This window comes from Streptomyces sp. R33, assembly GCF_041200175.1.
GTDB lineage: Bacteria > Actinomycetota > Actinomycetes > Streptomycetales > Streptomycetaceae > Streptomyces > Streptomyces katrae_B.
This window is the reverse complement of sequence record NZ_CP165727.1, coordinates 734659-758691: the sequence shown is the minus strand read 5'-3', so window position 1 is coordinate 758691 and position 24033 is coordinate 734659. Positions and strand designations below refer to the sequence as shown.

The 24033-nt window shown below is 72.3% G+C and carries 17 protein-coding genes and 1 pseudogene; 10 read left to right on the top strand and 8 right to left on the bottom strand.

What is annotated here, in order from left to right; translation table 11 throughout:
- Window positions 1–138: 138 nt before the first annotated feature.
- Window positions 139–819, top strand: a complete 681-nt coding sequence (locus AB5J51_RS03855) for an isochorismatase family protein (RefSeq protein ID WP_369776843.1) — start codon at window positions 139–141, stop codon at window positions 817–819.
- 156 nt (window positions 820–975) lie between these two features.
- Entirely contained in the window at window positions 976–1851 is an 876-nt protein-coding gene (locus AB5J51_RS03850) for a helix-turn-helix domain-containing protein (protein ID WP_369776842.1), read from the top strand.
- A gap of 413 nt (window positions 1852–2264) precedes the next feature.
- Here the strand turns inward: AB5J51_RS03850 and AB5J51_RS03845 are convergent, their stop codons facing one another.
- Window positions 2265–5906 (bottom strand): amino acid adenylation domain-containing protein, encoded by a 3642-nt coding sequence (locus tag AB5J51_RS03845; protein WP_369776841.1) that lies wholly within the window; start codon window positions 5904–5906, stop codon window positions 2265–2267.
- A 485-nt stretch (window positions 5907–6391) separates the two neighbouring features.
- Here AB5J51_RS03845 and AB5J51_RS03840 point away from each other — a divergent pair, with 485 nt between their 5' ends.
- From AB5J51_RS03840 to AB5J51_RS03830, 3 genes are all read left to right on the top strand, one after another.
- The gene (locus AB5J51_RS03840) at window positions 6392–7360 is read left to right on the top strand and encodes an RICIN domain-containing protein (protein ID WP_369776840.1); all 969 of its coding nucleotides are present in this window, start codon (window positions 6392–6394) and stop codon (window positions 7358–7360) included.
- A 227-nt stretch (window positions 7361–7587) separates the two neighbouring features.
- Window positions 7588–8730 carry a serine hydrolase domain-containing protein gene (locus AB5J51_RS03835; RefSeq protein ID WP_369776839.1) on the top strand — a complete coding sequence of 381 codons (1143 nt, stop codon included), beginning with the start codon at window positions 7588–7590 and terminating at the stop codon, window positions 8728–8730.
- 81 nt (window positions 8731–8811) lie between these two features.
- Window positions 8812–10221, top strand: coding sequence for an FAD-dependent oxidoreductase (locus AB5J51_RS03830; RefSeq protein WP_369776838.1), 1410 nt, complete (start codon window positions 8812–8814; stop codon window positions 10219–10221).
- Window positions 10222–10287: 66 nt separating this feature from the next.
- On the opposite strand, the gene AB5J51_RS03825 is transcribed toward AB5J51_RS03830, so the two are convergent.
- Together AB5J51_RS03825 and AB5J51_RS03820 are read right to left on the bottom strand one after the other, a co-directional pair.
- Complete coding sequence (locus AB5J51_RS03825) at window positions 10288–11229, bottom strand: SDR family NAD(P)-dependent oxidoreductase (protein WP_369776837.1); 942 nt, start codon at window positions 11227–11229, stop codon at window positions 10288–10290.
- A gap of 141 nt (window positions 11230–11370) precedes the next feature.
- A complete protein-coding gene (locus AB5J51_RS03820; RefSeq protein ID WP_369776836.1) occupies window positions 11371–12213 on the bottom strand; it encodes a class I SAM-dependent methyltransferase in 843 nt (280 codons plus the stop codon).
- A gap of 184 nt (window positions 12214–12397) precedes the next feature.
- Here AB5J51_RS03820 and AB5J51_RS03815 point away from each other — a divergent pair, with 184 nt between their 5' ends.
- Both AB5J51_RS03815 and AB5J51_RS03810 read left to right on the top strand, forming a co-directional pair.
- The gene (locus tag AB5J51_RS03815) at window positions 12398–13066 is read left to right on the top strand and encodes a HEAT repeat domain-containing protein (protein ID WP_369776835.1); all 669 of its coding nucleotides are present in this window, start codon (window positions 12398–12400) and stop codon (window positions 13064–13066) included.
- Window positions 13067–13069: 3 nt separating this feature from the next.
- The gene (locus tag AB5J51_RS03810) at window positions 13070–14074 is read left to right on the top strand and encodes a HEAT repeat domain-containing protein (RefSeq protein WP_369776834.1); all 1005 of its coding nucleotides are present in this window, start codon (window positions 13070–13072) and stop codon (window positions 14072–14074) included.
- Window positions 14075–14125: 51 nt separating this feature from the next.
- On the opposite strand, the gene AB5J51_RS03805 is transcribed toward AB5J51_RS03810, so the two are convergent.
- Entirely contained in the window at window positions 14126–14482 is a 357-nt protein-coding gene (locus AB5J51_RS03805; RefSeq protein WP_053788844.1) for a hypothetical protein, read from the bottom strand.
- A gap of 140 nt (window positions 14483–14622) precedes the next feature.
- On the opposite strand from AB5J51_RS03805, the pseudogene AB5J51_RS03800 reads away from it, so the two are divergent.
- From AB5J51_RS03800 to AB5J51_RS03790, 3 genes and pseudogenes are all read left to right on the top strand, one after another.
- Window positions 14623–14730 (top strand): annotated as a pseudogene (locus AB5J51_RS03800) (deaminase); the annotation flags it as partial.
- 328 nt (window positions 14731–15058) lie between these two features.
- A complete protein-coding gene (locus AB5J51_RS03795; protein ID WP_369776833.1) occupies window positions 15059–15721 on the top strand; it encodes a hypothetical protein in 663 nt (220 codons plus the stop codon).
- A 200-nt stretch (window positions 15722–15921) separates the two neighbouring features.
- The gene (locus tag AB5J51_RS03790; RefSeq protein WP_369776832.1) at window positions 15922–17199 is read left to right on the top strand and encodes an NAD(P)/FAD-dependent oxidoreductase; all 1278 of its coding nucleotides are present in this window, start codon (window positions 15922–15924) and stop codon (window positions 17197–17199) included.
- Between the two features lie 11 nt (window positions 17200–17210).
- On the opposite strand, the gene AB5J51_RS03785 is transcribed toward AB5J51_RS03790, so the two are convergent.
- The 4 genes from AB5J51_RS03785 to AB5J51_RS03770 are packed head-to-tail and all read right to left on the bottom strand — an operon-like array spanning window position 17211 to window position 24004.
- Window positions 17211–19019, bottom strand: coding sequence for a thiopeptide-type bacteriocin biosynthesis protein (locus AB5J51_RS03785; RefSeq protein ID WP_369776831.1), 1809 nt, complete (start codon window positions 19017–19019; stop codon window positions 17211–17213).
- Window positions 19020–19029: 10 nt separating this feature from the next.
- The gene (locus tag AB5J51_RS03780; RefSeq protein WP_369776830.1) at window positions 19030–20985 is read right to left on the bottom strand and encodes a TOMM precursor leader peptide-binding protein; all 1956 of its coding nucleotides are present in this window, start codon (window positions 20983–20985) and stop codon (window positions 19030–19032) included.
- Entirely contained in the window at window positions 20982–22826 is a 1845-nt protein-coding gene (locus AB5J51_RS03775) for a hypothetical protein (protein ID WP_369776829.1), read from the bottom strand. Before AB5J51_RS03775 ends, AB5J51_RS03780 begins: the two co-directional genes overlap by 4 nt.
- Complete coding sequence (locus AB5J51_RS03770; protein WP_369776828.1) at window positions 22823–24004, bottom strand: lantibiotic dehydratase C-terminal domain-containing protein; 1182 nt, start codon at window positions 24002–24004, stop codon at window positions 22823–22825. Before AB5J51_RS03770 ends, AB5J51_RS03775 begins: the two co-directional genes overlap by 4 nt.
- Window positions 24005–24033 lie beyond the last annotated feature (29 nt).

Here is a 24033-nt window from a genome sequence, read left to right as displayed (position 1 = left end):
CCCGCGCTCACCGCGGTCGCCGCCGCCCTCACCCGCACCGGGACGACGAGAGTCGCCAAGCTGCCTTGCCGGTGACGGACTCGACGGGTCCGTCGTTCCGGAAGCGTCACCCCGACCACGACCGACAGGAGCTCCGCCGTGTCCGACAACGAACCGCTCCCGCACGCCTGGCACATCGAGGACCGCGAGTACCGGCGCCAGGAGGAGCGCCGCGGCCGCCGATTCGCGTACACCAGCCTCGATCCCGCCCGCACCGCGCTGGTGGTGGTCGACATGGTGCCGTTCTTCGTGGAAGCCAACCCGTACTGCCGCGGCATCGTCCCGAACGTCCGGCGTCTGGCCGGCCGACTGCGCACCGCCGGCGGAACGGTCGCCTGGGTACTGCCCGGGCGTACCGAGCGCACCCGGGTCGGCGACGAATTCCACGGCCCCGAGGCGGCCGGGATGTTCCGCAACGCCGGCGGCAGCGGCCCGCTCTCCGATCGCCTGTGGCACGGCTTCACTGTCGGTGCCGACGACGTGCTGGTGGAGAAGACCGCACCCAGCGCCTTCTTCCCCGGCCACTGCCCACTCCCCGAGCGGCTCGAGGCGCGCGGCATCGACACGGTTCTGATCACAGGAACGGTCACCAACGTCTGCTGCGAGTCCTCCGCCCGCGATGCCTCGACGCTCGGCTACCGGGTCGTCATGGTGGCCGATGCCAACGCCACCGGCCGCGATCAGGACCACAACGCCACCCTCCACACGGTCTACCGGTCCTTTGGCGATGTGCGGCCGACAGCGGAGGTCCTCGCGCTGATCGACGGCGGCGCGTTCTGATCGGTCCGTCGTCGCCGTAACGCGCTCGCAGCCCGTACTGCCCGTGGTCTCTGGGATGCTGATGCATGCTCAGGGAGCGGTACCGGGTCGAGGCCCACCGACCGTCAGGGGTCTCGGCCGGGGCCGGGCGCTCGGCGCCGCTGGAAGGGGAGGGCCATGCAGGTCACCGGAAGCACGGGCACGGCCGGTCGGGGTGTCGAGATGACCCGGTTGGGTGGGCGCTGGCGGGTCACCCGCCCGTGGCCTGCCCGATTACGCCCGTTCGTGCACAGCTATGCCGGCTACTGGGAGGCGGCGGGGGCCGTGCCCTACCGGGTGCGATTGGTTCCCACGGGTCGGGCGGTCCTGGTGATCAGCCTGGGGGAGCCGTTCGCCCAGGTCCGCCGGCTGGGGGAGTCGGGTCCGGAGAGCCAGGTGACCGGCTCGCTGGTCGCGGGTCTCGAGGACGGGCCCCGGATGTGTGACCACCCTGGTGGCCAGGAGGCGATCCGGCTCGAGTTGACCCCTCTGGGCGCCTACCGGCTGTTCGCCGTTCCGATGCGCGAGTTGACCAACAGGGTGGTCGGGCTCTGCGACGTCTTCGGCGCCGAGGGCGGAATGCTGGCGGAGCAACTGGCCGCCACGAGCAACTGGGGTGCCCGGTTCGACCTGCTGGACATTGCGTTGGCGGCCCGGATCGAGCGGGGTCCGCGGCCCGCGCCCGAGGTGTGCCACGCCTGGCGACTGCTTTCCCACGCCGGCGGAGCGATCCCGGTCAGCCGCATCGCGGCCGAAGTGGGCTGGAGTCAGGGCTACTTGACCCGCAAGTTCACCGAACAGGTAGGCCTGACGCCCAAGATGTCCGCCCGTGTGCTGCGCTTCCACCGGGCCGTGCGGCTGCTCTCCCGCGGGGGAGCGAGTCTCACTGAAGTGACCGCTGCCTGTGGCTTTTACGACCAGGCCCACCTCAACCGCGAGTTCCGGGCCTTGGCCGAGACCACTCCCGGCCAGGTGGCTGCCGCCCGTGTGGCAGAGGGCGCCCTGGCCCTGTGAGGGGCGAGGTCAAATTTGTCCAAGCCAGGCGCTCTGCACGTCGGTAGTGTCCCGTTCGTAGTTGATCAGGCACCCGAGCACCTGGCGCCCCAGGGCGGACCGGGCAACGGTGAACCTGGCCCAGAAGGGGGAGTGGACCATGGAAGACCTGCTGCGCATCCTCGTGTCCGGCGCGCTCACAGGTGGCTTGATCGGTTTGGCGGGAGCCCTCGGCCGACGCCGCCGCAGGCGTCGGGAGGACGGTGGTGGGGACGGCCGCTGACGTCGGGCCGGTGGGCGTCGTACGTGTGCACGGCCGGGACGCCGTGCGTGCCGACGAGGGCACACCAGCGCCGGTGTACGGGGGTCACCGGCGCTGAAGCCCCCGCAGCGGGCCACCTGCCGGAGCCTGCCGGGCGATCCGGCGCGTCCTGTCAGCCGAGCTCCCCCGTGGCCTCCAAGTGCTGCCAGAAGTCCCGGATCATCCGTTCGTCGACCTCGGGCACGGCCACGCCCAGGCGCTCAAGGGCCCGCAGGGTCAGATCGTTGCGGTAGGTGTCGGACGGGAGATCGGCGGCGTCCACCGCGCCCGCGGCGTTCTCCATCTGCTCGACGTGCTGCTGGAACACGTCGAGGTACGGCAGGAACGGCAGGTCGCGCCCGGCCTCGCTCGCCTGCCTGAGGCGGCGCAGCCACGTGCCGAGCCCCACCGGCTCCGACTGCGTCCCCCGCCACTCGTCGAAGACGCGCAGGAAGGCGTCCGCGCCGGTCTTCCCGGGGTGATGCAGATGGTGCACGGCGGCGGACTCCGGGCCTTCGTCGGTCAGGGCGAGGGCCACGAGGGCGCGGGCCGCGATGTCGACGGGAAGCAGATCGGCCTGCAGCGCCGTGTCCTCCGGGTGGCAGCCGAGGGCGGCGCAGCTGACCAGCAGGCGGCAGAACATGTCGTCCGGGTTGATGGCGCCCCGCTCCGATTCCGCCCAGATGCGGCCGAGCCGGTACACGCGGGCGGACGCACCGCGGGCGACGGCTTCCTTGACCATCATGTCGGCCACCCACTTGCTCGCCAGGTAGCCGTCGGCGGCCATGTGTCGCGCCTCTTCGATCGCAGAGCCTTCGGTGATCAGCCTCGGCGTCGGGCCGTGCCCGAAGATTCCCAGCGTGGACAGGTAGTGGAAGCGCTTCGGCCTGCCCGCGGCCGCGAGCTGCAGCAGCGCCCGCGTGCCCTCCACGTTGGCCGCCTTCAGACGTTCGTACGCCGACAGGTGGTGCACGTACGCGCCCGCATGGACGATCGTGTCCAGCTCGTCCTGCAGCGTGCCCCAGCGGGCCGCGCCGATGCCGAGGCCGTCCTGCGCGAGGTCGCCGGGAACGATGCGCACGCGCTCGGCGTCCGCCCCCACGTCGATGCCGTACGAGTCCAACACGGCGTGCAGGCGCGCGCGTCCGGCCGTCTCCGCATCCGCGCGCACCAGGCAGTGCACCTGCGCGTCGGTCTGCGCGAGGAGCTCCCGCAGCAGGAACGCGCCGACGAACCCGGTGGCGCCGGTGAGCAGTACGTGCCGCGGTGGCGCGCCGAAGCCCCCGGCATCCGGGAAGCGCAGGCCGGGCGCGAGCCGCGCCTCCGACGGCGGCACCACGGCGGGGGAGCCGGGTGCCCGGCCCGCCGTATCGCCGGCGACGAGCCCGGCGAGGTCGCCAGGGCGCGGGGCGGTGAGGAAGTCCCGCACCCCGACGCGCACGTCGAGTTCGGCGTCCATACGGGCGAGCAGGCGCACGATCAGCAGCGAATGACCGCCGAGGGCGAAGAAGTCGTCGTCGATGCCGACCCGCTCCACACCCAGTACCTCCCCGAACAGGGCGCACAGCGTCTCCTCGTGTGCAGTGCGCGGGGCCCGGTACGCGTCCGTGCCCACGGTGGGGTCCGGCGCGGGCAGAGCGGCGCGGTCCAGCTTGCCGTTGGGGGTCAGCGGGAGCCGGTCCAGGACCACGAAGGCCGACGGGACCATGAACTCGGGCAGCCGCGGCGCCACGAACGCGCGCAGCGTCCCGCCGTCGACGGTTGCCCCCGTCACGTAGGCGATCAATTGCCTCCCGGTGGGTGCATCCCTCGCGACGACTGCTGCCCTGGTCACGTCGGGATGGGCGATGAGCGCGGCCTCGACCTCGCCGGGTTCCACGCGGAAGCCGCGGATCTTGATCTGGGTGTCGGTGCGCCCCGCGTACTCCAACTGTCCGTCGCCGTTCCGGCGGGCGAGGTCGCCGGTGCGGTACATGCGGGAGCCGGGCGGGCCGTAGGGGTCGGCGAGGAAGCGTTCGGCGGTCAGGGCCGCCCGGCCGCGATAGCCGCGGGCCAGCTCGCCGGCAACGTACAACTCGCCGACGACGCCCGGGGGAACGGGCTTCAGCCACGGGCCGAGCACGTACGCGCGCACGGCGGGCAGCGGGGTGCCGATGGGTGCGCTGCCCACACCGGTCCGGGTGCCGTCGGTGGTGAAGGTGGTGGCGTAGAAGGACTCCGTCTGACCGTAGGCGTTGACGATCCGGACGCCGGGGAACGCCTCCCGCACCCGCTCCACCAGTGTCGACGGCAGAGCTTCGCCTGCGAAGACGAGCGTGTCGACGGAGGTGGTGGGGGTGATCCGGTCGAGGAGTTCGGCGAAGGCGGAGGGGACGGTGCTGATGAGGCTGCCGGTCCAGGTGTCGCGTTCGGTGAGCTCGAGGACGTCCTGCACGAGGTCGACGGTGGCGCCGTGACAGAGGCTGGTGAAGATCTCGAAGACGGAGACGTCGAAGTTGATGGAGGTGGAGGCCAGCACGCGTGAGCCCGCTCGGATGCCGGTCTGGTGGGCGAGGTGGTGGATGCCGTTGGTGATGGTGGCGTGGTCGAGCAGGACGCCCTTGGGGGTGCCGGTGGAGCCGGAGGTGTACATCACGTATGCCAACGTCCGGGGACCGGTCCCGTCGGTGGTGGCCGGGTTGCCGCCGGGCCGACGGGACACGTCGAGGTCGTCCAAGTGCAGGATCGGGGCCGTGGTCCCGGGCAGTGCGCCGGTCGTCGCCGTGTCGGTCAGGATCAGGGCGGGGGCGGCGTCGCCGAGGATGAAGTCCAGGCGGCTGCTGGGGTACTTGGGGTCGACCGGCAGATAGGCTGCGCCCGCCTTGAGGACCGCGAGCATGGCCACGATCAGTTCGGGGGAGCGTGGTAGCGCGATCGCCACCACGGTTTCCGGGCCCGCGCCCCGGGCGGCGAGTTCCCGGGCCAGGCGGTTGACGCGCGCGTTGATCTCCGCGTACGACAGGGCGGCGCCGTCGTGGACCAGCGCCGTTGCGTCCGGTGTTGTCGCCGCCTGCCGCTCGAAGAGCTGTGGCAGCGTCGCTGCCGGAACCGGCGCCCTCGTGTCCGCGGGACCACTGCGGAAGGGGTCGCGGTCAGCCGGGGCCAGGACGTCGGCCAGAGCCATCGGCGAATCGGGGGCGGTCAGGGCGAGGCGCAGGACGTCCGGCAGGCGCGCAGCGATGTGGTCGACCGTGGCCCGGTCGAGCGCGGACGGCTGGTACTGGAGCGACAGGCACAAGTACGGATCCATGCCCGCCATCAGCGTCAGCGGGTAGTGGGTGCCGGTGAACGGGCGCAGACCGGTGATGGCGATCCCGGCCGCCGTACCGGCGTCGGCGGCCGCGGCCCGGTCGACCGGGTAGGACTCGAACACCACGAGGGTGTCGAAGAGCTCCTTCAGGCCGGTGGCCTGCTGGATCGCGGACAGGCTGTGGTGGTGGTGGTCGAGCAGGGCTGCCTGCCGCTCCTGGAGCGTGGACAGGACCTGCGCGAACGACATTCCCGGAGTGCAACGGACGCGTACCGGAAGGGTGTTGATGAACAGGCCCACCATCGACTCGACACCGGCGACGGCGGGCGGGCGTCCGGAGACGGTGGCCCCGAAGACCACGTCGTCCCGGCCCGTGAGCCCGGCGAGGAGCACCGCCCAGGCGCCCTGGACCAGGGTGTTGACGGTGACACCGAGCTCAGCGGCGCGCCGGGGCAGGGCCTGGGCCTCCTCGGCGGGCAACGCCACGTCGACCTGCCCGATGCCGGGGGCATCGGCGGATCGGTGCTTCTGCGCCGGCCTCGGGCTTTCCTGCGCAGCGGAACGGCCTAACGAACGCAATGAGATCATCCCCCGTGATGCGTGCTGTGTTCGGCGCGGGGTATTCGCAGCTGGGTCGGACTGTCCTCCGCGCGCCCTGGGAGAGCAGTGAACGGCGCTCTCCAAGGGCAGTTAACAGACCGGAAGCGTTTGAGGTCCAGACAAAACAGCCAGGAGCAGCGAAAGCGCGTGAGCCGGACGTGCACGGGGCAAAACGGCGCAGCGCTGTCAGGGCGGGGAGCTGGTGGGGTGTCCCGGCGACGAGACAAGGGCGCCGAAACCGGCGCGTCGCGGAAACCTCGCACCCGCACGGTTCAGAACTTCTCCGCCCGCGAGACGACGACTCCAGGACTTCGTCCGGTCGGCCGGGGAACCCGTTGCCCGCCGTCGTCCTGTGCACTACTCCTGGTCGGATGGATGAGATCGAGTTACAGCCCGCCGACATACGCAGCGCCGACGAGTTCACGGCGGCGTTGCGAGGGCTCAAGGCCCGGTCCGGCCTGACCCTGCGGCAGCTGGAGAGCCGGGCCGTCGCCCGGGGCGACGTCCTGCCCCGAAGCACGGTCGCCGACCTCCTGCGCAGGCGCACTCTGCCCCGCCGCGAGACCGTCGCCGCGTTCGTCCGTGCCTGCGGTGAAGAGGACAGATCGGCGGAGTGGATCGCGGTCTGGGAGCTCCTGGCGAGCGGGGACGCTCCTGCGGATGCCGGTGGCGGCCGCGACACCGGGGAACAGTCTGCGCCAACGGGAACCGGCCACCGGAGGCGGACCGTGATCGTGGTGGCCGCCGTGGCGCTGGCGGGAGCTCTCGCGGCCGGCGCTCTGCTGATCAGGGAGCTCACGACCCCGGACCCACGCGTCACGGGTGCCCCCGCCAACCGCCGAGCTGCGCTCCTCCCCGTGGTCTCCGCCGGGAGCTGGGCCCGCATCCGTCCCGCACCGAACCCGGAGTTGTGCCTCACGGCGGGGAAGGAACGCTCCGGGCGATACCGATCCGAGGTGGCTGTGCAGCGCCCCTGTGCGGACCCTGGCCCGCGCTCGTTCCTGCAGCCCGACGGCGACGACCTGGCCAACATCAAGTGGGAGCATCCGGCGAGCAAGGCGATGGGCTGTCTCACCATCCTCGACAGCGGCCCCGCCAAAGGGCTGGTGGAGCCGCAGGGCAACTGCCTGGCCGACAAGGATGCACAGTTCTTCCGGATCGAGCGGTTCGGCACCACAGCGGAGGGCTACCGCCTGAGGCGCGCGCACACCGGACTCTGCCTGGGAATCGTCGGCGGCGAGACGGCCGCGGGCGCCGAGGCCGTCCAGCAGCCCTGCGGTGACCAACCCGCCCAACGCTTCCTCGTCGACCTGCTGCCTCAGGCAGACGCCCCGAGCTGACGGCAGGTCCGCAACCGGCCGCCCCGTCCTCCTTCCGTCGAGAGCCACCTCGCCCGGCCGCGGCTGCGGGGCCGCCTCTTGCCCGCTGACCGCAGGGTTGACCTTGACCTTGGGGCAGGGTGCACGCTCACTCCATGGCTGCTCGACGGCGCAACGAGAGCTCCCCGGACCGCCGTTGCGCTCTCGAGCCGTGCCGTGCACCTCCCATCATGAGACGAGGAATGACCATGGGCGAGTCCCTCCACACCGCCGAGAACACCGCTGCCGGGCCCCATCGCCCGGAGCTGCAGAAGGCCATCCAGGAGATCGTCGATTCCGGTTTCGCCGGAGTGCAGCTGCGCGTGCACGACGAGCGGGGCCAGTGGGTCGGCAACGCAGGGGTGCGCAAGCTGGGCGAGACCGCCAAGCCGCCGACCGACGGGCACTTCCGGGTCGGCAGCATCACCAAGACCTTCACTGCGGCCCTGGTGCTGCAACTGGTGGCCGAGGGGAGGATCGGGCTGGACACCCCGGCGGACGACCACCTGCCCGAGTTCGGTCTTGACCGACGGATCACGGTCCGGATGCTGCTCCAGCACACCAGCGGGTTGTTCAGCTTCACCGGCGAGGTCTACGACGACGGGACGGTCGTGCCCGGTGGAGTCCCCGGGATGGGCAAGGAGTGGATGGACAATCAGTTCCGCACCTACCAGCCCGAGGAGCTGGTCCGGATGGCGCTGTCCAAGCCTGCGCGGTTCGAGCCGGGGGCGGACTGGAGCTACTCCAACACCAACTATGTGGTGGCCAGGCTGCTGATCGAGAGCGTCACCGGCCGCTCCTACGCCGAGGAGATGCAGCGGCTCGTCCTGGGTCCGCTCGGGCTGACCGGCACCGTGGTGCCGGACGCGTCGCCGGAGATCCCCGAGCCGCACGCCCACGGCTACTACGCGTACGAGGACGCCGGCCAGTGGAAGGTGGCCGACACCACCCGATTCAACCCCTCCTGGATCTCCGCCGCCGGTGACATGATCTCGACCAGCCAGGACCTCCACACGTTCTTCTCCGCGCTGATGAGCGGCAGGCTCCTGCCGGCCCCCCTGCTCGCCGAGATGCGCACGCCGCACCCCAAGATGGGCTACGGCCTGGGGGTGTTCGTGGAGGAGACGGACGACGGGGGCACCATCCTCCAGCACAACGGCGGCTTCTGGGGCTGGGCGGCGCTGATGTACAGCACCCCCGACGGCAGCAAGACCCTGACCGGCTCGCTGACCATGGGGGACGCCGAGCTCGACTTGGCCGCCATGGCCGGGGCGTTCGAGAACGTGAAGCAGAAGATCGTCCAGGAGGTGTTCGGCGGCGGGCAGAGCGAGCCGGCCCGGCCGACGGACTGAGCACTCGGCCCGTACCCCGCACACGTACGTAGATCGCCAAGCAGTAGGCTCGTGCCGCAACACGACGCGAAGGGGAGTTCAGTGGCGCGGGTTGCGGTCATCGGTGGGGGTATCAGCGGGCTGGGGACGGCGCTCATGCTGGGGCGGCGTGGCCACACGGTCACCTTGTTCGAGCAGGACGCGCGACAGGCCGGCGAGGACCTGGACCGGGACTTCTTCCACTGGGACAGGCCCCGAATACCGCAGGCCGTCCAACCCCACTCGCTCCTCGCGCCCGTACGCACCGTATTGCACGCCGAATCCCCAGATGTCTACGCGGATCTGCTGGCACGCGGAGCCCGGGAGTACCACGAGTTCGACTGGTTCGGTGAGCACCCGCCGTATCGGGCCGGCGACGAGGACTTGGTGACCCTGCGGACCCGCCGCATCGTGCTCGAGGCCGCCTTGACCGCGGCCGTGCGGCGGGAACGCACCGTTGAAGTGCGGTCAGGCTGCCGCGTGCGCGCCCTCGTCTTCGGGGAGGGCAGCCCTGCGCGGGTCACCGGCGTGCAGGTGGGCACGGAAACGTACCAGGCGGACCTCGTCGTCGATGCGGCCGGGCGTCGCTCGCCGGTCCCCGCCTGGCTGATCGCGGCCGGCTGCCGCGCGCCCGTGGTCGACAGCCACCGCGCCGGGATCGCCTATCTGTGCCGCTGGTACCGCCTGCGTGCCGACGGCCCGCGTGACCCCGGGCGGGTGAAGACGGGCTCGGCCGCGCCGTTCGCGATCGCCGGCGTCTTTCCGTCCGACAACGACACCTTCGCGGTGAACCTGGTGCTCTCCACGGGTGATCCGACCCGCGGCGCGCTCACCGAGCCGGCCGTGTTCGAGGCCGCCGCACGCCGCTTCCCCGCCACCGCCGCCTGGCTCGACCTGGATCCCGACCCGCAGTCGGACGTCTTGCCGATGGCCGGCCTGGACAACCGCTGGATCGCCCTCGCCGACGACGAGGGGCCTGTCGTCACCGGCCTGGTCAACGCCGGGGACAGCCTCGTCCACACCAACCCCACCTCGGGCCATGGAGTGTCCCTCGGCCTTCGCATCGCCCAGCACATCGCCACTCATGTCGACCAGTTCGCCGAGGACCCCATGGGCTACCACACCTGGACGGCACAGGCCCTCCGCCCGTGGTTCGATGCGCAGGTGACGGCCGACCGCGCCACCGAGCAACGCCTCGCCGAGAGCTCACCGGCCTCGGATCGGCGGGCTGCCGCCCTGGGCGCCTGCGCCTTCGACGATCCCGTCGTCATGAGGGCCCGGGCCCAGGTACGCCATCTCGTGCGACCGGCCGACGAGGCCTACGGCACCGACGAGGTGGACCGACACGTGACCGCCTGGCTGGCTGCCCACCCGGACTTCTCACCGCAGCACGACGGCCCGACACGGGAGGAGTGGGAGGCACTCGTCACCGGCCGATCGCCTGCCCGGCTCTTGACCGCCGCGAAGGCCTGAAGGCAACGGGCGGGCTGTTCGTCCCCTGGTGCCCGGGCCCGGACCACACATGCGCCTGAGCCTCAGCTATCCGGAGGTGGTGCTGAGGTCGGCGCCGGTCAGATCACAGCTTGCGTCCCACAGCCGTGTCGCGACGGACGGGTCGGCCAGGTGGTTCCACACCGGTTCACGTCGGGGCTCGCCGCGCAGGCCGAAGACGCGCGGTCCCCAGAGCTGGCCTCCACGCACGTCCGGGTCGAGCACCGCCCGGACCGCGGGCCATGCGCCGGCGTCCTTGCCCTGGACGAGGAGGGCCGCAGGTGCCGCGCTCAGCCGTGTGGCGGTGGTCCGCACATGGATCGGGGGACGTGACGGGGTCAGGGAGTCCAGCGCGCCGCCGGGATGGACCACCACGCTCGCCACCCTGCTGCCCGCAGCCCGCAGGCGGCGGTCGAGTTCGACGCCGAAGTACATCTGTGCCAGCTTGGAGCGCCCGTAGGTGCGCTTGGGCTGGTAGTCCTTCCGGGACTGCAGGTCGTCGAGGTCGAGCCGCTCGGACTTCGCCGCGAAGCTGCCCATGGTCACGACGCGGGCCGCCGGCGCAGCCGACAGCAGTGGCATCACCCACTGGGTCAAGACGAAGTGCCCGAGGTGGTTCGTGCCGAACATGAGCTCGTGACCGTCCGCGGTCTCCCTGCGCGGCGGGTCGTCGAGCGCGACACCGGCGTTGTGGACCACCGCGTCAAGGCGTTCCACATCCAGTGACTCCACCACTGTCTCGAGCGACGAGAGGTCGGCGAGGTCCAGCCGTACGGCCCGCACCCGTGCCCCGGGGACACGCGCACGGATCGAGGCCGTCGCGACCTGGGCCCTGGCGGGATCGCGGCTGCCGAGTACGACGGTGGCTCCGGTCGCCGACAGCTGCTCCGCGACGAAGTACCCGATGCCGGCGTTGCCGCCGGTGACCAGGAAGACGCGGCCATCGGCACCCGGCAGTCGTCGGACGTTCCAGCGCGGTGTGGACGACATGGCGAGGGGCTCCTTGCTCAGGGCGGTTGCAGCTGCCCCCTTGGGCAACTCGACACCCACGGTTCCAGCAGCCACCGACACATCGCCCATGGATCACCGACAGTCCCGCCGGACGACCGACATCCTGCCGACGCGGCCTTCTCAGGCGGGTGCGGCACCGCCCCGGCGCGCGGTGACCAGGAGGTACTCCCACTCCATCGTCCCGTCCCGGAGCGCGCCGTCCGCCAGTTCGTCGAGGGCCCGGTCCAGGGCAGCGGTCTTCTCCGGGTCGTCGGCGATGTTCCGGTAGACCGCGATCGTCGGTCCGTAGGTGGCCTTGAAGAACTCGCGGAAGTCCTCGGGCCTCTCGAAGAGGTCCACGCGGATGGCCTGCCGACGTGCCTCTACCCCGGTGACACGGTCGCCGAGGAGCGCACGCACGTGATCCTCACGCCCCCACAGCGGCGGCGGCTGCGCCCCCGGCGGCGGAGGCGGCGCGTAGCCCTTCATGGCGGCGAACATCTGCCCGATGAACCCCTCCGGGGTCCAGTTGACCAGCCCGATCGTGCCGCCCGGCCGGCAGACTCGGACGAGTTCGTCGGCGCTCTCCTGGTGGTGCGGGGCGAACATGACCCCGACGCAGGACATGACCGTGTCGAACGCGCCGTCGGCGAAGGGCAGCGCCTCGGCGTCGGCCTCCTGCCAGCGCAGCTCGACGCCGCGCGCCGCGGCCTCCCGCCGCCCCACGTCCAGCAGCTCGGGCGTCAGGTCGGACGCGACCACATCGCCGCCGGCCAATGCGGCCGGAATGGCGGCGTTCCCCGATCCGGCGGCGATGTCGAGCACGCGGTCGCCGGGTTTCACCCCGCAGGCCTCCACCAGCACGGGCCCGAGCGCCGAGACGACCCGGGTGGCGACGGCCGGGTAGTCGCCGAGCGCCCACATCGTCCGGTGCTTCGCCTTGAGCGCACGGTCGGCCTCGCGCGCGTCCGCCGAATCGGTCATACCGTCCGCCTCCATTGCCTGACGCTGTGTCACCGTCTTTCTAGCAGAGGAATCCGGCAGGACCCGGCTGAGCGGCGCCGGACGGGTGAGGAGCACCCAGGAGGTAGGGGGCGTGCGGGATCCGTCCTCGTCTTGACCTTGACACGGTGACAAGGTCTTCACTGCCGTCTAGGAGGTGGTTCCGATGACCACGGCAGAACAGGACACCGATACGGCGAGGGCCCTCCAGGGGCTGGAAGACAGCCGCTCGTCAGTGCGGCTGCGGGCAGCGCTCGCGGCCGGCTCGATCCCGGACGCGCGGTCCGTCGAGAAGCTCGTCGAGCGGTGTGCGATCGAGCCGGAGTTCTACGTGCGCGAGATGCTCACGTGGGCGCTCACCCGTCACCCGGCCTCCCTGACGGTCCCACGGCTCGTCGCCGAGCTCCGCTCCGAGCGGCCGCAGGCACGAAGCCAGGCCTTGCACACGTTGTCCAAGATCGGGGAACGGCAGGCGTGGCCGGCGATCACCAGGGCGCTCCTGTCCGACGGTGACGAAGAGGTGGCGCGGAGCGCCTGGCGGGCCGCTGCTGTGCTCGTGCCCGAAGGCGAGGAGGCCGAGCTGGCCGGAGCGCTGGCGACGCAGCTGGGGCGAGGCGGGCGTGAGACGCAGTTGAGCCTCAGCCGGGCCCTGATCGCCCTCGGCGAGGCCGTCCTGCCGACCCTGCGTGCTGCGATGACGGATCTCGACCCTCGCGTGCGTCACCATGCGGTAGCCACGGAACGGCTGCTGCGCGACCCGGATGCCGGATTCGAGTCGGCGATCGAGGAGGCGAAGCGCGTGGCAGCCCTGCAGGACCGGCCAGGAGGAGCGTAGGCAGTGTTGATCGGTGATGTGGCCAGGCGGTCCGGGGTCAGCGCCCGCATGCTCAGACACTACGACTCGCTCGGCCTGGTGCGGCCGACCGGACGTACCGTGTCCGGGTATCGGGAGTACTCCGGCGAGGACATCCGGCGGATCTTCCACGTCGAGAGCCTGAGGTCGTTGGGATTGTCGCTGCGTGATGTCGCGCGCGCCTTGGACGACCCCGGCTTCAGGCCCTCGGAACTCGTCGACGACCTCATCCGCCAGACGCAGGAACGCATCGCCGTCGAGACGGCACTGCTCACGCGACTCCGCCGGATCGGAGCCGCGGAGCCCGCCGACTGGGAGGACGTTCTCCAGACCGTTGCACTCCTGCATGCGCTGGGCTCGGAGAGCGCCGGGAGACGCCAGCGCGCCGCGTTGTCCTCGGCCGAACAGGTGCCGGTGCCCGTGGAAGCCCTTGTCGAGGCAGCGCTGAGCGAGACGGATCCCAACGTCGCCGGAGCCCTTCGATGGGCGGTGGCGCAATCAGGCGATGGCGCGTTGGAACTGTTGGCGCAGGGCTTGACCTCACCGGCAGCCGAGGTACGGGAACGGGCCGTCCGGTCCATCGCCGAGATTCCGGACGACTCGGCGGTCGCCCTGCTGGAGGGCGCTCTCACGAGCTCGGACACCACGGTCCGCAGGCATGCAGCGCTGGCCCTCGGAGCACGTGGAGTGGCCGACGCGGTCCCGACGCTCATCGAAATGATCGTCGAGGGGACGAACGACGTCGACGCGGCCGATGCACTGAGCGCGTTGGCGAGCAGTCCCGAGTCGGCCGATCGGATCGCCACGCTGCTCGTCGAGCGCCTCCCGCACGGCCCCGACGAATCGGCCGCACGCCGACGACTGGCGCAGGCGTTCGCGGACATCCCGGGAACCACGGCCTCACGTGCCCTGACGGATCTGTCACGTGACGAAGATCCTGCCGTGGCGCTCACCGCGGCGTACATCCTCACGCTGCGCACCGCACGATGACCGATCTTCCAGTGCGCGGGCCGGCGCGCATGCCCGTCGGGAACAGATGGATCAGGACTTGCTGCGGCTCTCGGCCTCGGCGTTGGCTATGGCTTCCGCTTCTGTCTCGGCCAGTGCAATGGCGACGCCGAATGCCTGGGCGATGTGGCCCGCGGCCGACATGACACGTGCTGTGCCCACGACAGGGGCGATCGCGACGAGCACGTCCTGCAGCTGCTCGACGGTGAACTCGGCCTTGACCGCGGGGTTGATGTGGGCCAGGTAGGAGATGGCCGGTGCGTCCATGGCCACGAGGGCGGCGATGCGCGTGATGATGAGTGTCTTCTCGTCCATGTTGCAGTGCTCGATGGAGTCGACGGTCATCGCGGCGAGCGTGTCGAGAACGGGAGCGTCAGACCTGGTGGCCATGTCGGAACCGCCTTTCGCAGCTGGGCTGAGCCGGACGTGCCCCGCGCTGACCGCAGGATCTGGCGGGTGCCGGCGGGTTGCCGTATCAGGGTAGGCGTGCCCGGGGGCCTGCGCCCGTTGGGCTGCCGGATGCCGACCGGAGCCCGGTACGACGCTGGGAGTCCCCCGATGAGCTGCTCGACCGGTTCCACCTGGAGGTCGTGCCCAGCCCGATCGGCGTGACGCACCACCTGTTCTGGCGCCGGTGACCAGCCCCCAGGGTTGGTTAAGGGCAGATCAACTGAACCTTAAGGGTGCCTGTGGCCGCGTCGCCCCCCGCTTGACCCGGACGGTCGAGGTGAATGCGGCACACACGTCGAACCCATCGGCGTTGGGGTGTTGACCTGCTTCTTTGTACGCAGACCATGATCCACGAGCCCGGCGCATGACCCTCATGCAGCGCACCAAACCTCCGCACGGCCGATTTGTGAGGAGGCGACAAGACTGAACTGGCCCGTGACGTCGACCCGTATGCAGGACGTGGGGTGGGAAAAGCGTCCATCGGATCGAGGAGTGCCAGTGTCCAGGAAACGGACTATGAGTCTCAAGAAGAAGCTCGTGCTCTCTGTCGTCGCGGGAGCCCTTGCGACCGGAGGGGTCGTCGCCACGATGGCGACCGGCAATGCCGCCGTCCCCGACGTCGTGTGCCCGGGGTCCACGGTGACGCTGTCGGGTGAGGCGGGTGCGCCGGCGGCGAGCAGTGGGACGTTCCCGGTGGGGACGAAGCTGAAGGTGACCAATCTGGACAACGGTCAGTCGACGACGGTGACGGTGAACGGTCCGTCGGGCAGTTGTGTCCTGCTGAACAATGCGGCCTTCGACAAGGTCCGGGAGCCGGGCAAGAACCTGATCCGCCGCGCACGCATCGAGCGAGTGGCTGGTGGCGCCGGCGCACCGGCCCCTGCGACGGGTGCGTCCGGTGCGGCGGGTGTGAAGGTGCCGCCGGCCACCGGGCAGGTGGTGTGTCCGGGGTCGACGGTGACGCTGTCGGGTGAGGGGGGTGTGCCGGCGGCGAGCAGTGGGACGTTCCCGGTGGGGACGAAGCTGAAGGTGACCAATCTGGACAACGGTCAGTCGACGACGGTGACGGTGAACGGTCCGTCGGGCAGTTGTGTCCTGCTGAACAATGCGGCCTTCGACAAGGTCCGGGAGCCGGGCAAGAACCTGATCCGCCGCGCACGCATCGAACGCGTGAGCTGAGCGGCCAGAGCCGATTCGGGGCCACCGAAGCCATGGCGGGGCACGGGAGTGTGAGTGTGCCGCCCCGCCGTGGCATCGGTTCCCAGGTTCACAACTTGGCTCGCCCCAAGAACTCTTGACAATCGGTCATGCGCCCGACTGCAGTGGCACAGCACCATGGCCACGAACGGCATCACACCCCGAAGGGGGGCGATCAGCGCATGACCAAGCCTGAGAGCGCGGGGTACGACTACGACGTCGTCATCAGCGGAGCCAGCCTCGCCGGGAGCGCCGCGGCGATCCTGCTGGCCCGACGCGGTGTCCGCGTCGCACTGCTGGAACGCCGCTCGGATCCTGAGGCGTACAAGGTGCTGTGCACCCACTCCATCACGGCCAACGCCTACCCGGTACTCGACGAACTCGGCCTCGTCCCCGCTCTGGAGAAGGCGGGAGCCGTCCGCAACGAGGCCCGCTGGTACACCCGCTGGGGATGGATCGAGCCGAGGGCCGCACCGGCGGGCCCCGAGCTGCCCCACGCGTACAACATCCGCCGCAGCACCCTCGACCCGTTGATCAGGTCCCGAGCGGCACGGACCCCTGGCGTCGATCTGCTCCTCGGCCACCAGGTGACCGGGCTGGTCGGGGAAGCCGGGCGAACGGTCGGGGTGCGCGTCTCGACACCGCAGGGCGAGCGTGAGATCCGGGCCCGCCTCGTGGTCGGCGCCGACGGCAAGGACTCGGCCGTGGCGAAGTTCGCCGGGGTGCCCGCCCGGCAGTACGAGAACACGCGGTTCGGCTATCTCGCGCACTTCCGCAACCTTCCGCTGCACGGCGGGATCGGTCAGACCTGGTTCCTCGAGCCCGACATGGCGTACGCGTTTCCCAACGACGACGGGGTGACGGTCCTCGCGGTGCTCCCGGACAAGCAGCGGCTGCCGGCCTTCCGAGAAGACCTGGAAGGCAGCTTCTTCGCGTTCGTACGCGCCCTCCCCGAGGCACCGCCCATCGACTCCGCGGAGCGCGTCTCGAAGATCATCGGCACGGTCGACTACCCGCTCCACAGCCGCAAGCCGACTGCACCGGGCGTCGCGCTCATCGGCGACGCCGCCCTGACCGGCGATCCCCTGTGGGGAGTGGGATGCGGGTGGGCCCTGGAGTCCGCGCGCTGGCTGGCAGACGCGGTCGCCCCGGCCGCAACCGGTCGGGGCGACCTCGACCGGTCACTCGTGGTGTACGCACGCAGACACCAGCGCCGGCTGCGCGGTCACCAGTCCCTGGCCGCCGACTTCGCCAAGGCCCGCCCGTTCAATCCCGTGGAGCGGCTGGTGTTCTCGGCGGCAGCACGCGATGAGGCGCTGGCGCGGCACATGCACCTGTTCGGGCAGCGCCTGATCGGTCCGGTGCGTTTCCTGAACCCGTTGACGCTGGCCAAGGCTTCGGCCGTCAACATCAGGCATCGCCGGACGGCCGTGCCCCGGTCGCCCGGGCCGGGGAGGTGAAGGTGCCCCGCTTACGCCCGCCGACCGGCGTCGGAAATGCCGGCCGGCGGGTCCAGCCGCCCGAGCGGCAGTAGGTACTGGATCGGCTCGTCGAGATCGTCAAGGCCCAGCAGCTCATGCGCCAGGTCGTCGTGCAGGCCACCGAGCGGAATCGTGGCCAGCCCGAACGTCCCGGCCGTGAGCTGCAGGGTCTGGGCCAGGTGTCCGGCCTCCAGCAGGCCCAGCCGCAGCGCCCGCAGCCCGTAGCGGCGGCGGAGCAGCCCGAGGTCCAGGTGGACCGCCAGCACGGCCGGTGCCTCGTCGATCCCGACGGAGTCCGGGTCGTCGGCCGGGCGGGAGAGGTACGAAGACAACGCCTTGAGGTCGGCCAGGTCCGGTGCGGGTCCGAGGGCGACCAGTGACCGCCGCTCCGGCATGCAGTGGTAGGTGCCGGGAGCCAGTCCCGCCACGGCGAGCGCCAGGAGCCGTACCCGGACGCTGTACAGGGCGCCTGCGCTCGGGTACGGGCGGTGGTGCACGGTGCGCTCGGTGCCGTCGGCCAGGGACTGCCGGGAAACATGGCTCGGCGCGTGGGCGTGCCACAGCACCCCGCCCAGCTCCTGCTCGGTGAGCGGCCCCCGCAGCGCCCCGCGCGCCGAGCTGCGGCGGCGCAGCGCCTCGGCGAGGGACAGCTCCGGCAACGAGGCCGCGGGGAGGGGGCGTACGGCCTCCGGCCGGTACTCGGACGGGAGTCCGGGCCGCGCGATGCTCCGTACCGCGGTGTCCTGTGCACGACCGATCTGGAACTTGCTCTGCTCCAGGTACTGGTAGTCGGCCGCGCGCGGGCCGGCGCCGAAGAAGCCGTCCTCGTCCCCCGTCTCCAGCAGAGCGCGGCCCGCGAGCCGGCAGACGGCACGTTCCTCGTCAGGAGTGACTCCCAACCGGTTGAACAGCATGTGGAGTTGTGAGGCCCACACCCACAGCCGGCGGTGCGTCCGCACCGGCGCGCCCGGCCGGTCCGCGGGGAGCACGGCCGTACGCAACCGGGCGTCGGCCGCTCGTACTTGCCGGGTCCACTCCGCGAGCCAGGGCGCGGCGGAGCCGTCGTCCAGCCCCGCCCGGACCGCCCGGGCGCGCAGCCCCAGGTTCGTACGTTGGGCAGCGAACACCGTGTTGACGCGGGTGTGGACAGCGGCTCCGGGTAGCGGCCGCACTTCGGCGGCCCAGCGCCAGGAGGCGGCGTGCCGGCGCAGCCAGCCCGCCGAGGCCAGTTCGTCCAGACCCAGGGCGTACGCCGTGCCGTGGGCGAGGTCCAGGGCGAGCCGCAGCCGGTCGGCCCGTCCGGGTACGGCGCGCAGGGCGGCCACGGCCGCGCGTGTCGAGTGCACGAACACTTCCTCTGTCACCGGGAGCGCGGCCGGCCCGCCGTAGCGCTCGGTCTCCGGTTCGTACGGCACCGCGCGCACCTCCCCGTGCCGGCCGGGCCAGGAGCCGGTCACGGGAGTGGTCCCGGCGGCCAAGAGAGCGAGTTCCGCGGCGAGTTCGGCCGCGTCCTCAGCCGCGTCTCCGGTGGATCCTGCGCCGCGGAACCTGATCCGCAGATGGGGTCCGCCCTCGTGGTAGCGGATGAAGAACCAGGCGCCGCCGTTCGGCCCGTACCGGCCGTCCATCAGCGGGGCGAGCGCCCCCGTGACGAAGGCATCGGTGTCCGCGCCGTCGGTGTGCAAGGTCAGGTGCAGGCTCTGCCAGCCTCCCGCCGGAGCCGGTGCGAGGGCTGCTGTCCCAGCGGCGGGCGCTCCCGCCCCCACGGGGGACGCGGACGCGTACGGGTCTTCGGTCATCGGATCGTCCTCACGGGAACGGGTGCGGGTACAGGGGGAGTTCGTCGTGGCGCAGTGGACGGGCGGTGCGCCCCAGCCGGTGTGGCACCTCCAGCAGCCGGGGCAGCCCGAGCGTGCGGCGGTTGACATGGCCGAACGTCATCGGGAGGGTGCCGGGCACGATCACCTTGGCGCAGTGCAGCCCGAGCCGGTCCCGGATCCCGGGCTCGTCCTGCGTCACGACGACCACTTCCAGCCCCTCGGCGGCCAGTCGCGCGACCGTCTCCGTCAGCAGCCGGGTGAGGTCGGCCACCGGCGTGGGAGCGCCCGGCCACCGTTCCTGCCAGGGGACCTCCCGGAAGCCGGCGAACAGGAACTCCAGCCGGGGCTGCGCCTCCGGCAGGGTGTTCAGGCCCACGTGGTCGTCGAGGTCGACCACCAGCTCGGGCCGCCGGAGCATGGGGCGAAGCCGCTCCGGATCGCGCGGCCCGCCCGGCCCGGCCGGCCGGTGCACGGCGTCCTGGACGTTCGTGACGACCTCCGCCACCGCCGAGCGGATCGCGGCGCGCGGATCGTGGTGGGCTCCGGCGGCCAGGAACGCGCGGGGAGCATCGGGGTGGCTCCCCTCGTAGCGGCAGAGCGCGACCACCGCCGGGATACCGAGGTCGTTGGTGGCGTCCAGCAGGCTCAACCGGTATCCCATCAGCGCGGCGCGCGAGGCCAGGGCGGTCACCAGCCGGTCGTCGGCGGGCAGCGCAATGCCGGCCAGCGGCGTGCGCGCGTACCACGCCATCAGGAAGGCGTCCCGCTCCGCCACCTCGAACAACCCGTAGAGCGCAGCCTCCTGGCGACTGTTTCCGAGCCCGCAGCCATTCGAGGACTCGTAGACCACCCGTGCCCGGCCGGGGCCCTGCGGAAGGTCCCAGTACGCCACGTGCTCGGGCACCGCCCGGGCCCGGCCCTCGGTGAGCGACCAGCCGTACACCCAGTCCAGCTCCAGCTCCGCGTGGTACGGGACGGTCCGGGCGGCAGGGTGCCCCCGGTGGGCAGGGTCGGGCAGGCCGAGCCGGGCGGGGTCCACGGCAGCCTCCGGGCCCAGCTCGGCGAAGGATGCACGCAGGGCGGTACGGCGGCCCAGCGGGCGCATGCCGGCCAGCCGCTCCACGCCCTCGAACAGTGCCACCCGCTCGCTGGTGCGGAAATCGGCGGAGCGCCCGTATCCCCCGTCGTCGAGCAGACGGCCGTCCGTCACCCAGGCGGTGGTGAGGGCGAAGGCGGAGTCCTCGGTGCGGAACAGGCGGCGCACCGGGCCGAACCGCTCGTCGTGCAGCTCGGCCCGCAACCGGTCCGCTTCCGTACGCTCGTTGGAGCCGCGCAGCACCGCCGGGTCGGGCAGTGGCTGTGGCGTGTCGGGAATTGCGGCCGCTGTGGGGGAGTCGGCCGGCAGCGGGCGGCACACCGGGCAGCCGCCGACCGGGCGGACGCGATGGGTGGACCAGGTGGCCCGGTGGCCTTGGACGATGTGGACGGTGGCCGGCTGCGTCCCCGCCTCCGCCTCCCCCTCCGCGGCGGGCCGGGGCTCCAGAAGGGCGGCGGCGAGCAGCAGGGCTGCCTCCGCCAGGGCCGGGGTGCCGGTGCCGCCGAGCGCCAGCCGGGGGCTCTGCCAGGGCACCCTGCCGCCTGCGGTGGCCAGTCGCTGGTACTCGGTGCACGACAGGCACGCCCGCGCCGCGGGCTCCAGAACGGGGCCGATCACGGTCAGCGCACCGTCCTCGCGCACCGGCACCAGGCGTACGGGACGGGCCATCGCGTGGCGGCTGAGCCGCTCCGCCAACTCCAGTGTCCAGGAGGTGAGATGGACGATCGCGGCGCCGTCGGTGGTCTCCAGCGCCGCAGCCGGATCCAGTACGGGTACGGAGCCGGCGGCGGTGGCCACCACCTTCGCGTCAGCAGCCTTCCCGTGCCCCTTCATCGTCATCCCGCTCATCGCGCTCCTCCCCATTCGGCCAGAACCGTGAATCCGCACGCGCGCAGGGCAGCCAGGACCGGCCCGGCGGATCCGGCCGGTCCACCGGCAGCCGGGTCCGCGAGGTCCGCGAGGTCCGCGAGGTCCGCGAGGTCCGCGAGGTCCGCCTCACCCGGCTGCCAGGGGTCGGGGCGCAGCCCGGTCAGCCCGGTCAGCCCGGTCAGCCGGGCCAGCGCCGCACACAGCTCCGGCTCCCGGTGTGCGATGCCGGCCAGCCAGCGGTCGGTCCATCCGTCGTCCGTCCAGGCCGCCGGCTCGACTCCCGCAACGGCGAGCGGTGCCTCGGCGCCGGTGAACGCGGTGTGCACGGCCCCGGCCGGACCGTGCTCGGCGGCCATGGCCCGGGTCACCGCGCCGAGCGCGGCCAGGGCCGCCGCGTCGGCGGGCGTTGCCTCCACCGCACGGGCGGCCACTCCTGCGGTCCCGCCCCGGGCGGCAAGGTTTCGTACGACCGCCAAGTAAGCCCCACCCACCGAGAACTGGTGGACGGTCATCTGCATCGCAAGCCCCAGATGCCGGGTCAGCACGGTCCACCAGTGGCGGGCCTGCGGCTGCTCGCGCCATTCCTCCTCGCGCAGGGCGAGGTCGGGGGGACCCGCGGCGGCGAGGGCGGCCCGGCGCAGGGCGCGTCCCAGGGCGTGCCCGGGTCCCGCGCCGACCGTCACCGGGCCCGGCATCACTTCGTCCAGGTGCAGTTCTGCCGCACGGCACGCCGCGGAGAGCCGGGCCAGGTCCGTCCGGGGAGCCCCGGCCACCAGCGGCCCGGCCACCGAGGTGCAGGCGGCGAGCGCGGCGGGCAACTGGGGCAGACCCCCGGGCCGCGGTGCGTCGAGCACCCCCAGGTACGGATCGCCCAGCGCCCCGACACGACGCAGCGCCTCGGCCAGGCTACCGACGGGGGCGGGGGAGGGGGACGCGGGGTCGGCCGGCCCGCTGACCCAGGGACGGTAGGACGCGTGCGGCGGCCGGGCCACGGCCACCAGTACGGCGGGCCGGTCCGGGAGCAGCTGCAGGTCCTTCTCCCGTCCGGCCGGATCGGGCAGACCGGCGGCGGCGCACAGCAGCCGCTGCGCCGCGGCGCCGGCGAGCAGGGCCGTCAGGGCGGTCAGCGCCGCCGGTGTCGCGGCCGCCGCATCCGCAGGCGCCGAGCCGGTGTCGGCGCCCAGGCGTACCGCGATCGACTCGGCGTCCGTACGCACCCGTTCGGGCTCGGCCGGGGCTGTGACGAAGCCGCCGTCGGAGGTACGGGTCACGGCCACGGCCACCGCCGGAGTGCCCGCGACCGCCACCACGCGATCGGCCGGCAGGCCGGTGTCGCGGTACACCTGCGGCGGACTCCCCGCGCGGTGGAGGGCGCTGATCAGCGCGGTGGCGAGTGGCCCGTCGGGATCGGCTGCCGCGACCACTGGCCGTGTGGCGGCCAGGGCCGCGGCCGCGCGTGCGGGCCGGGGCGCGCAGGCTCCGAGCCAGGCGGCCGGTTCGGCCGCTCCTGGCGGGTACTCGGCGAGCAGATCGTGCGCCTGCAGCTGCGCGGTCAGCGCGGTCAGCGCGGCCACGACCCGGGGATCGGCCGGATCGAGGCGGAGCCCCCCGCTCTCCGGGTCGACGTACTCCTCCTCACCCAGGAGGTCTTCGGGCCCCCGGCCGAACTGCTCGGACAGCAGCTTCCACAGGGCCGGCAGCGCCTTGCTCCCTTCGAGCGTCACGCTCCCGTCCCGGCCGCGCAGGTGCAGGCCGTTGCGCAACGGGGTGACCGCCACCCCGGGCCGCAGCCGCAGACGCGGCGGTTCGGCGGCGGTCACGGCGTCGCCTCCACGGCGGCGATGACCTCGTCGATGCGCTCCTGCCACCGGTGCCCGGTGAGTTCCGGCACGCTGCGTACGACGAGGTGGGCGGCGAGGTAGCGCTCCACGGGCCGGACGTCGCACACGGTGAGGAGCCGGTACAGCCCGTTCGTACAGGCGCGGTAGACGAGGTAGTCGGGGCGGGACCACATCGTGCCCTGCGGGTCCGAGCGGTGCAGCTGCCGGTGGAATTCGCTGTACCGGGTCCGTTCCCTCCGGTCCCAGCGCTCGGCGGTGGCCCGGTCGCCCAGCGCCGCGGCCCGGTCCAGGTACTCGGCCTGCACCCCCGTGAAGTCCGCGCCCGCCCTGAACCGTTCCTCCGTGATCCCCCGGGCCCGGGCGGACCAGTCGGCCCAGGCCCGCTCCCAGCCGGCCGCACCGCCGCCCGCGATCCGGCCCACCAGTGCGGTGATCCGCTCGCCCGCGGCGTCCCAGCGGCGGTCGAAGGCCGCCCGCAGCTGCCCGTCGGGGTCCTCCTGGACGAGGAAGTCCTCCAGGTGGGAGACGTACGAGTAGTGCCCGCCCACCAGTCCTTCGGGGTGCGCGGCCGCATGGGCCGCGAGGGCCGCCACCACGAGTTCGACCCGGGCGGCGGACGTGTTCGCACGCTCGCCGAGGAATGCGGTGCCCGCCGCGAGGGCGGGCAGGCCCAGGGCCAGCAAGTCCTCGCGCAGCCGCACCCCGTCCGGGCCGATCAACGCCGTCAGGGAGGACAGGTCCACCGGCTCCACCCGCACGGTGTTGTCGGGTACGAGCGGACCGTACGGGGGCGGGATCAGCTCCGCCCGCCCTGCCGCCGCGGCCTGCGCCAGCAAGTGCCGAGCGTCGGCGGCGGCCCGCGACGGGTGCGAGGCCGCGCGGGCGCGCAGCTCGGCGGCGGTGCGCTCGGCCGTGGCGGCCACCGCCCCGGGGAGGCCGCGCAGTCGCAGCCGCAGGTGCGGTCCGTGCAGCCAGTGGCGTTCGACGTGGGCGGTCAGCCCGGCCTCGGCGGCCCGTCGGGCGAGGGGCAGCACGGCTTCGTGCAAGAGAGGCGCCTTGACCGGCTCGTAGTGGTAGGCGACCACGTCGAGGGCCGTGGCCGTGGCAGCACTCGAGACGGGCCGGGCGGTGTCCGGGCCGGTGGCCGGGGCGTTCATGGGGTGCCTCCTCGGCGGATGACGGGCGG

Bases quoted from the DNA above. Each gene is read 5' to 3' on its own strand.
- AB5J51_RS03850 (WP_369776842.1), top strand. From the start codon at position 976: ATGCAGGTCACCGGAAGCACGGGCACGGCCGGTCGGGGTGTCGAGATG.
- AB5J51_RS03840 (WP_369776840.1), top strand. From the start codon at position 6,392: ATGGATGAGATCGAGTTACAGCCCGCCGACATACGCAGCGCCGACGAG.
- AB5J51_RS03835 (WP_369776839.1), top strand. From the start codon at position 7,588: ATGGGCGAGTCCCTCCACACCGCCGAGAACACCGCTGCCGGGCCCCAT.
- AB5J51_RS03825 (WP_369776837.1), bottom strand. From the start codon at position 11,229: ATGTCGTCCACACCGCGCTGGAACGTCCGACGACTGCCGGGTGCCGAT.
- AB5J51_RS03820 (WP_369776836.1), bottom strand. From the start codon at position 12,213: ATGACCGATTCGGCGGACGCGCGCGAGGCCGACCGTGCGCTCAAGGCG.
- AB5J51_RS03815 (WP_369776835.1), top strand. From the start codon at position 12,398: ATGACCACGGCAGAACAGGACACCGATACGGCGAGGGCCCTCCAGGGG.
- AB5J51_RS03805 (WP_053788844.1), bottom strand. From the start codon at position 14,482: ATGGCCACCAGGTCTGACGCTCCCGTTCTCGACACGCTCGCCGCGATG.
- AB5J51_RS03795 (WP_369776833.1), top strand. From the start codon at position 15,059: ATGAGTCTCAAGAAGAAGCTCGTGCTCTCTGTCGTCGCGGGAGCCCTT.
- AB5J51_RS03790 (WP_369776832.1), top strand. From the start codon at position 15,922: ATGACCAAGCCTGAGAGCGCGGGGTACGACTACGACGTCGTCATCAGC.
- AB5J51_RS03785 (WP_369776831.1), bottom strand. From the start codon at position 19,019: ATGACCGAAGACCCGTACGCGTCCGCGTCCCCCGTGGGGGCGGGAGCG.
- AB5J51_RS03780 (WP_369776830.1), bottom strand. From the start codon at position 20,985: ATGAGCGGGATGACGATGAAGGGGCACGGGAAGGCTGCTGACGCGAAG.
- AB5J51_RS03770 (WP_369776828.1), bottom strand. From the start codon at position 24,004: ATGAACGCCCCGGCCACCGGCCCGGACACCGCCCGGCCCGTCTCGAGT.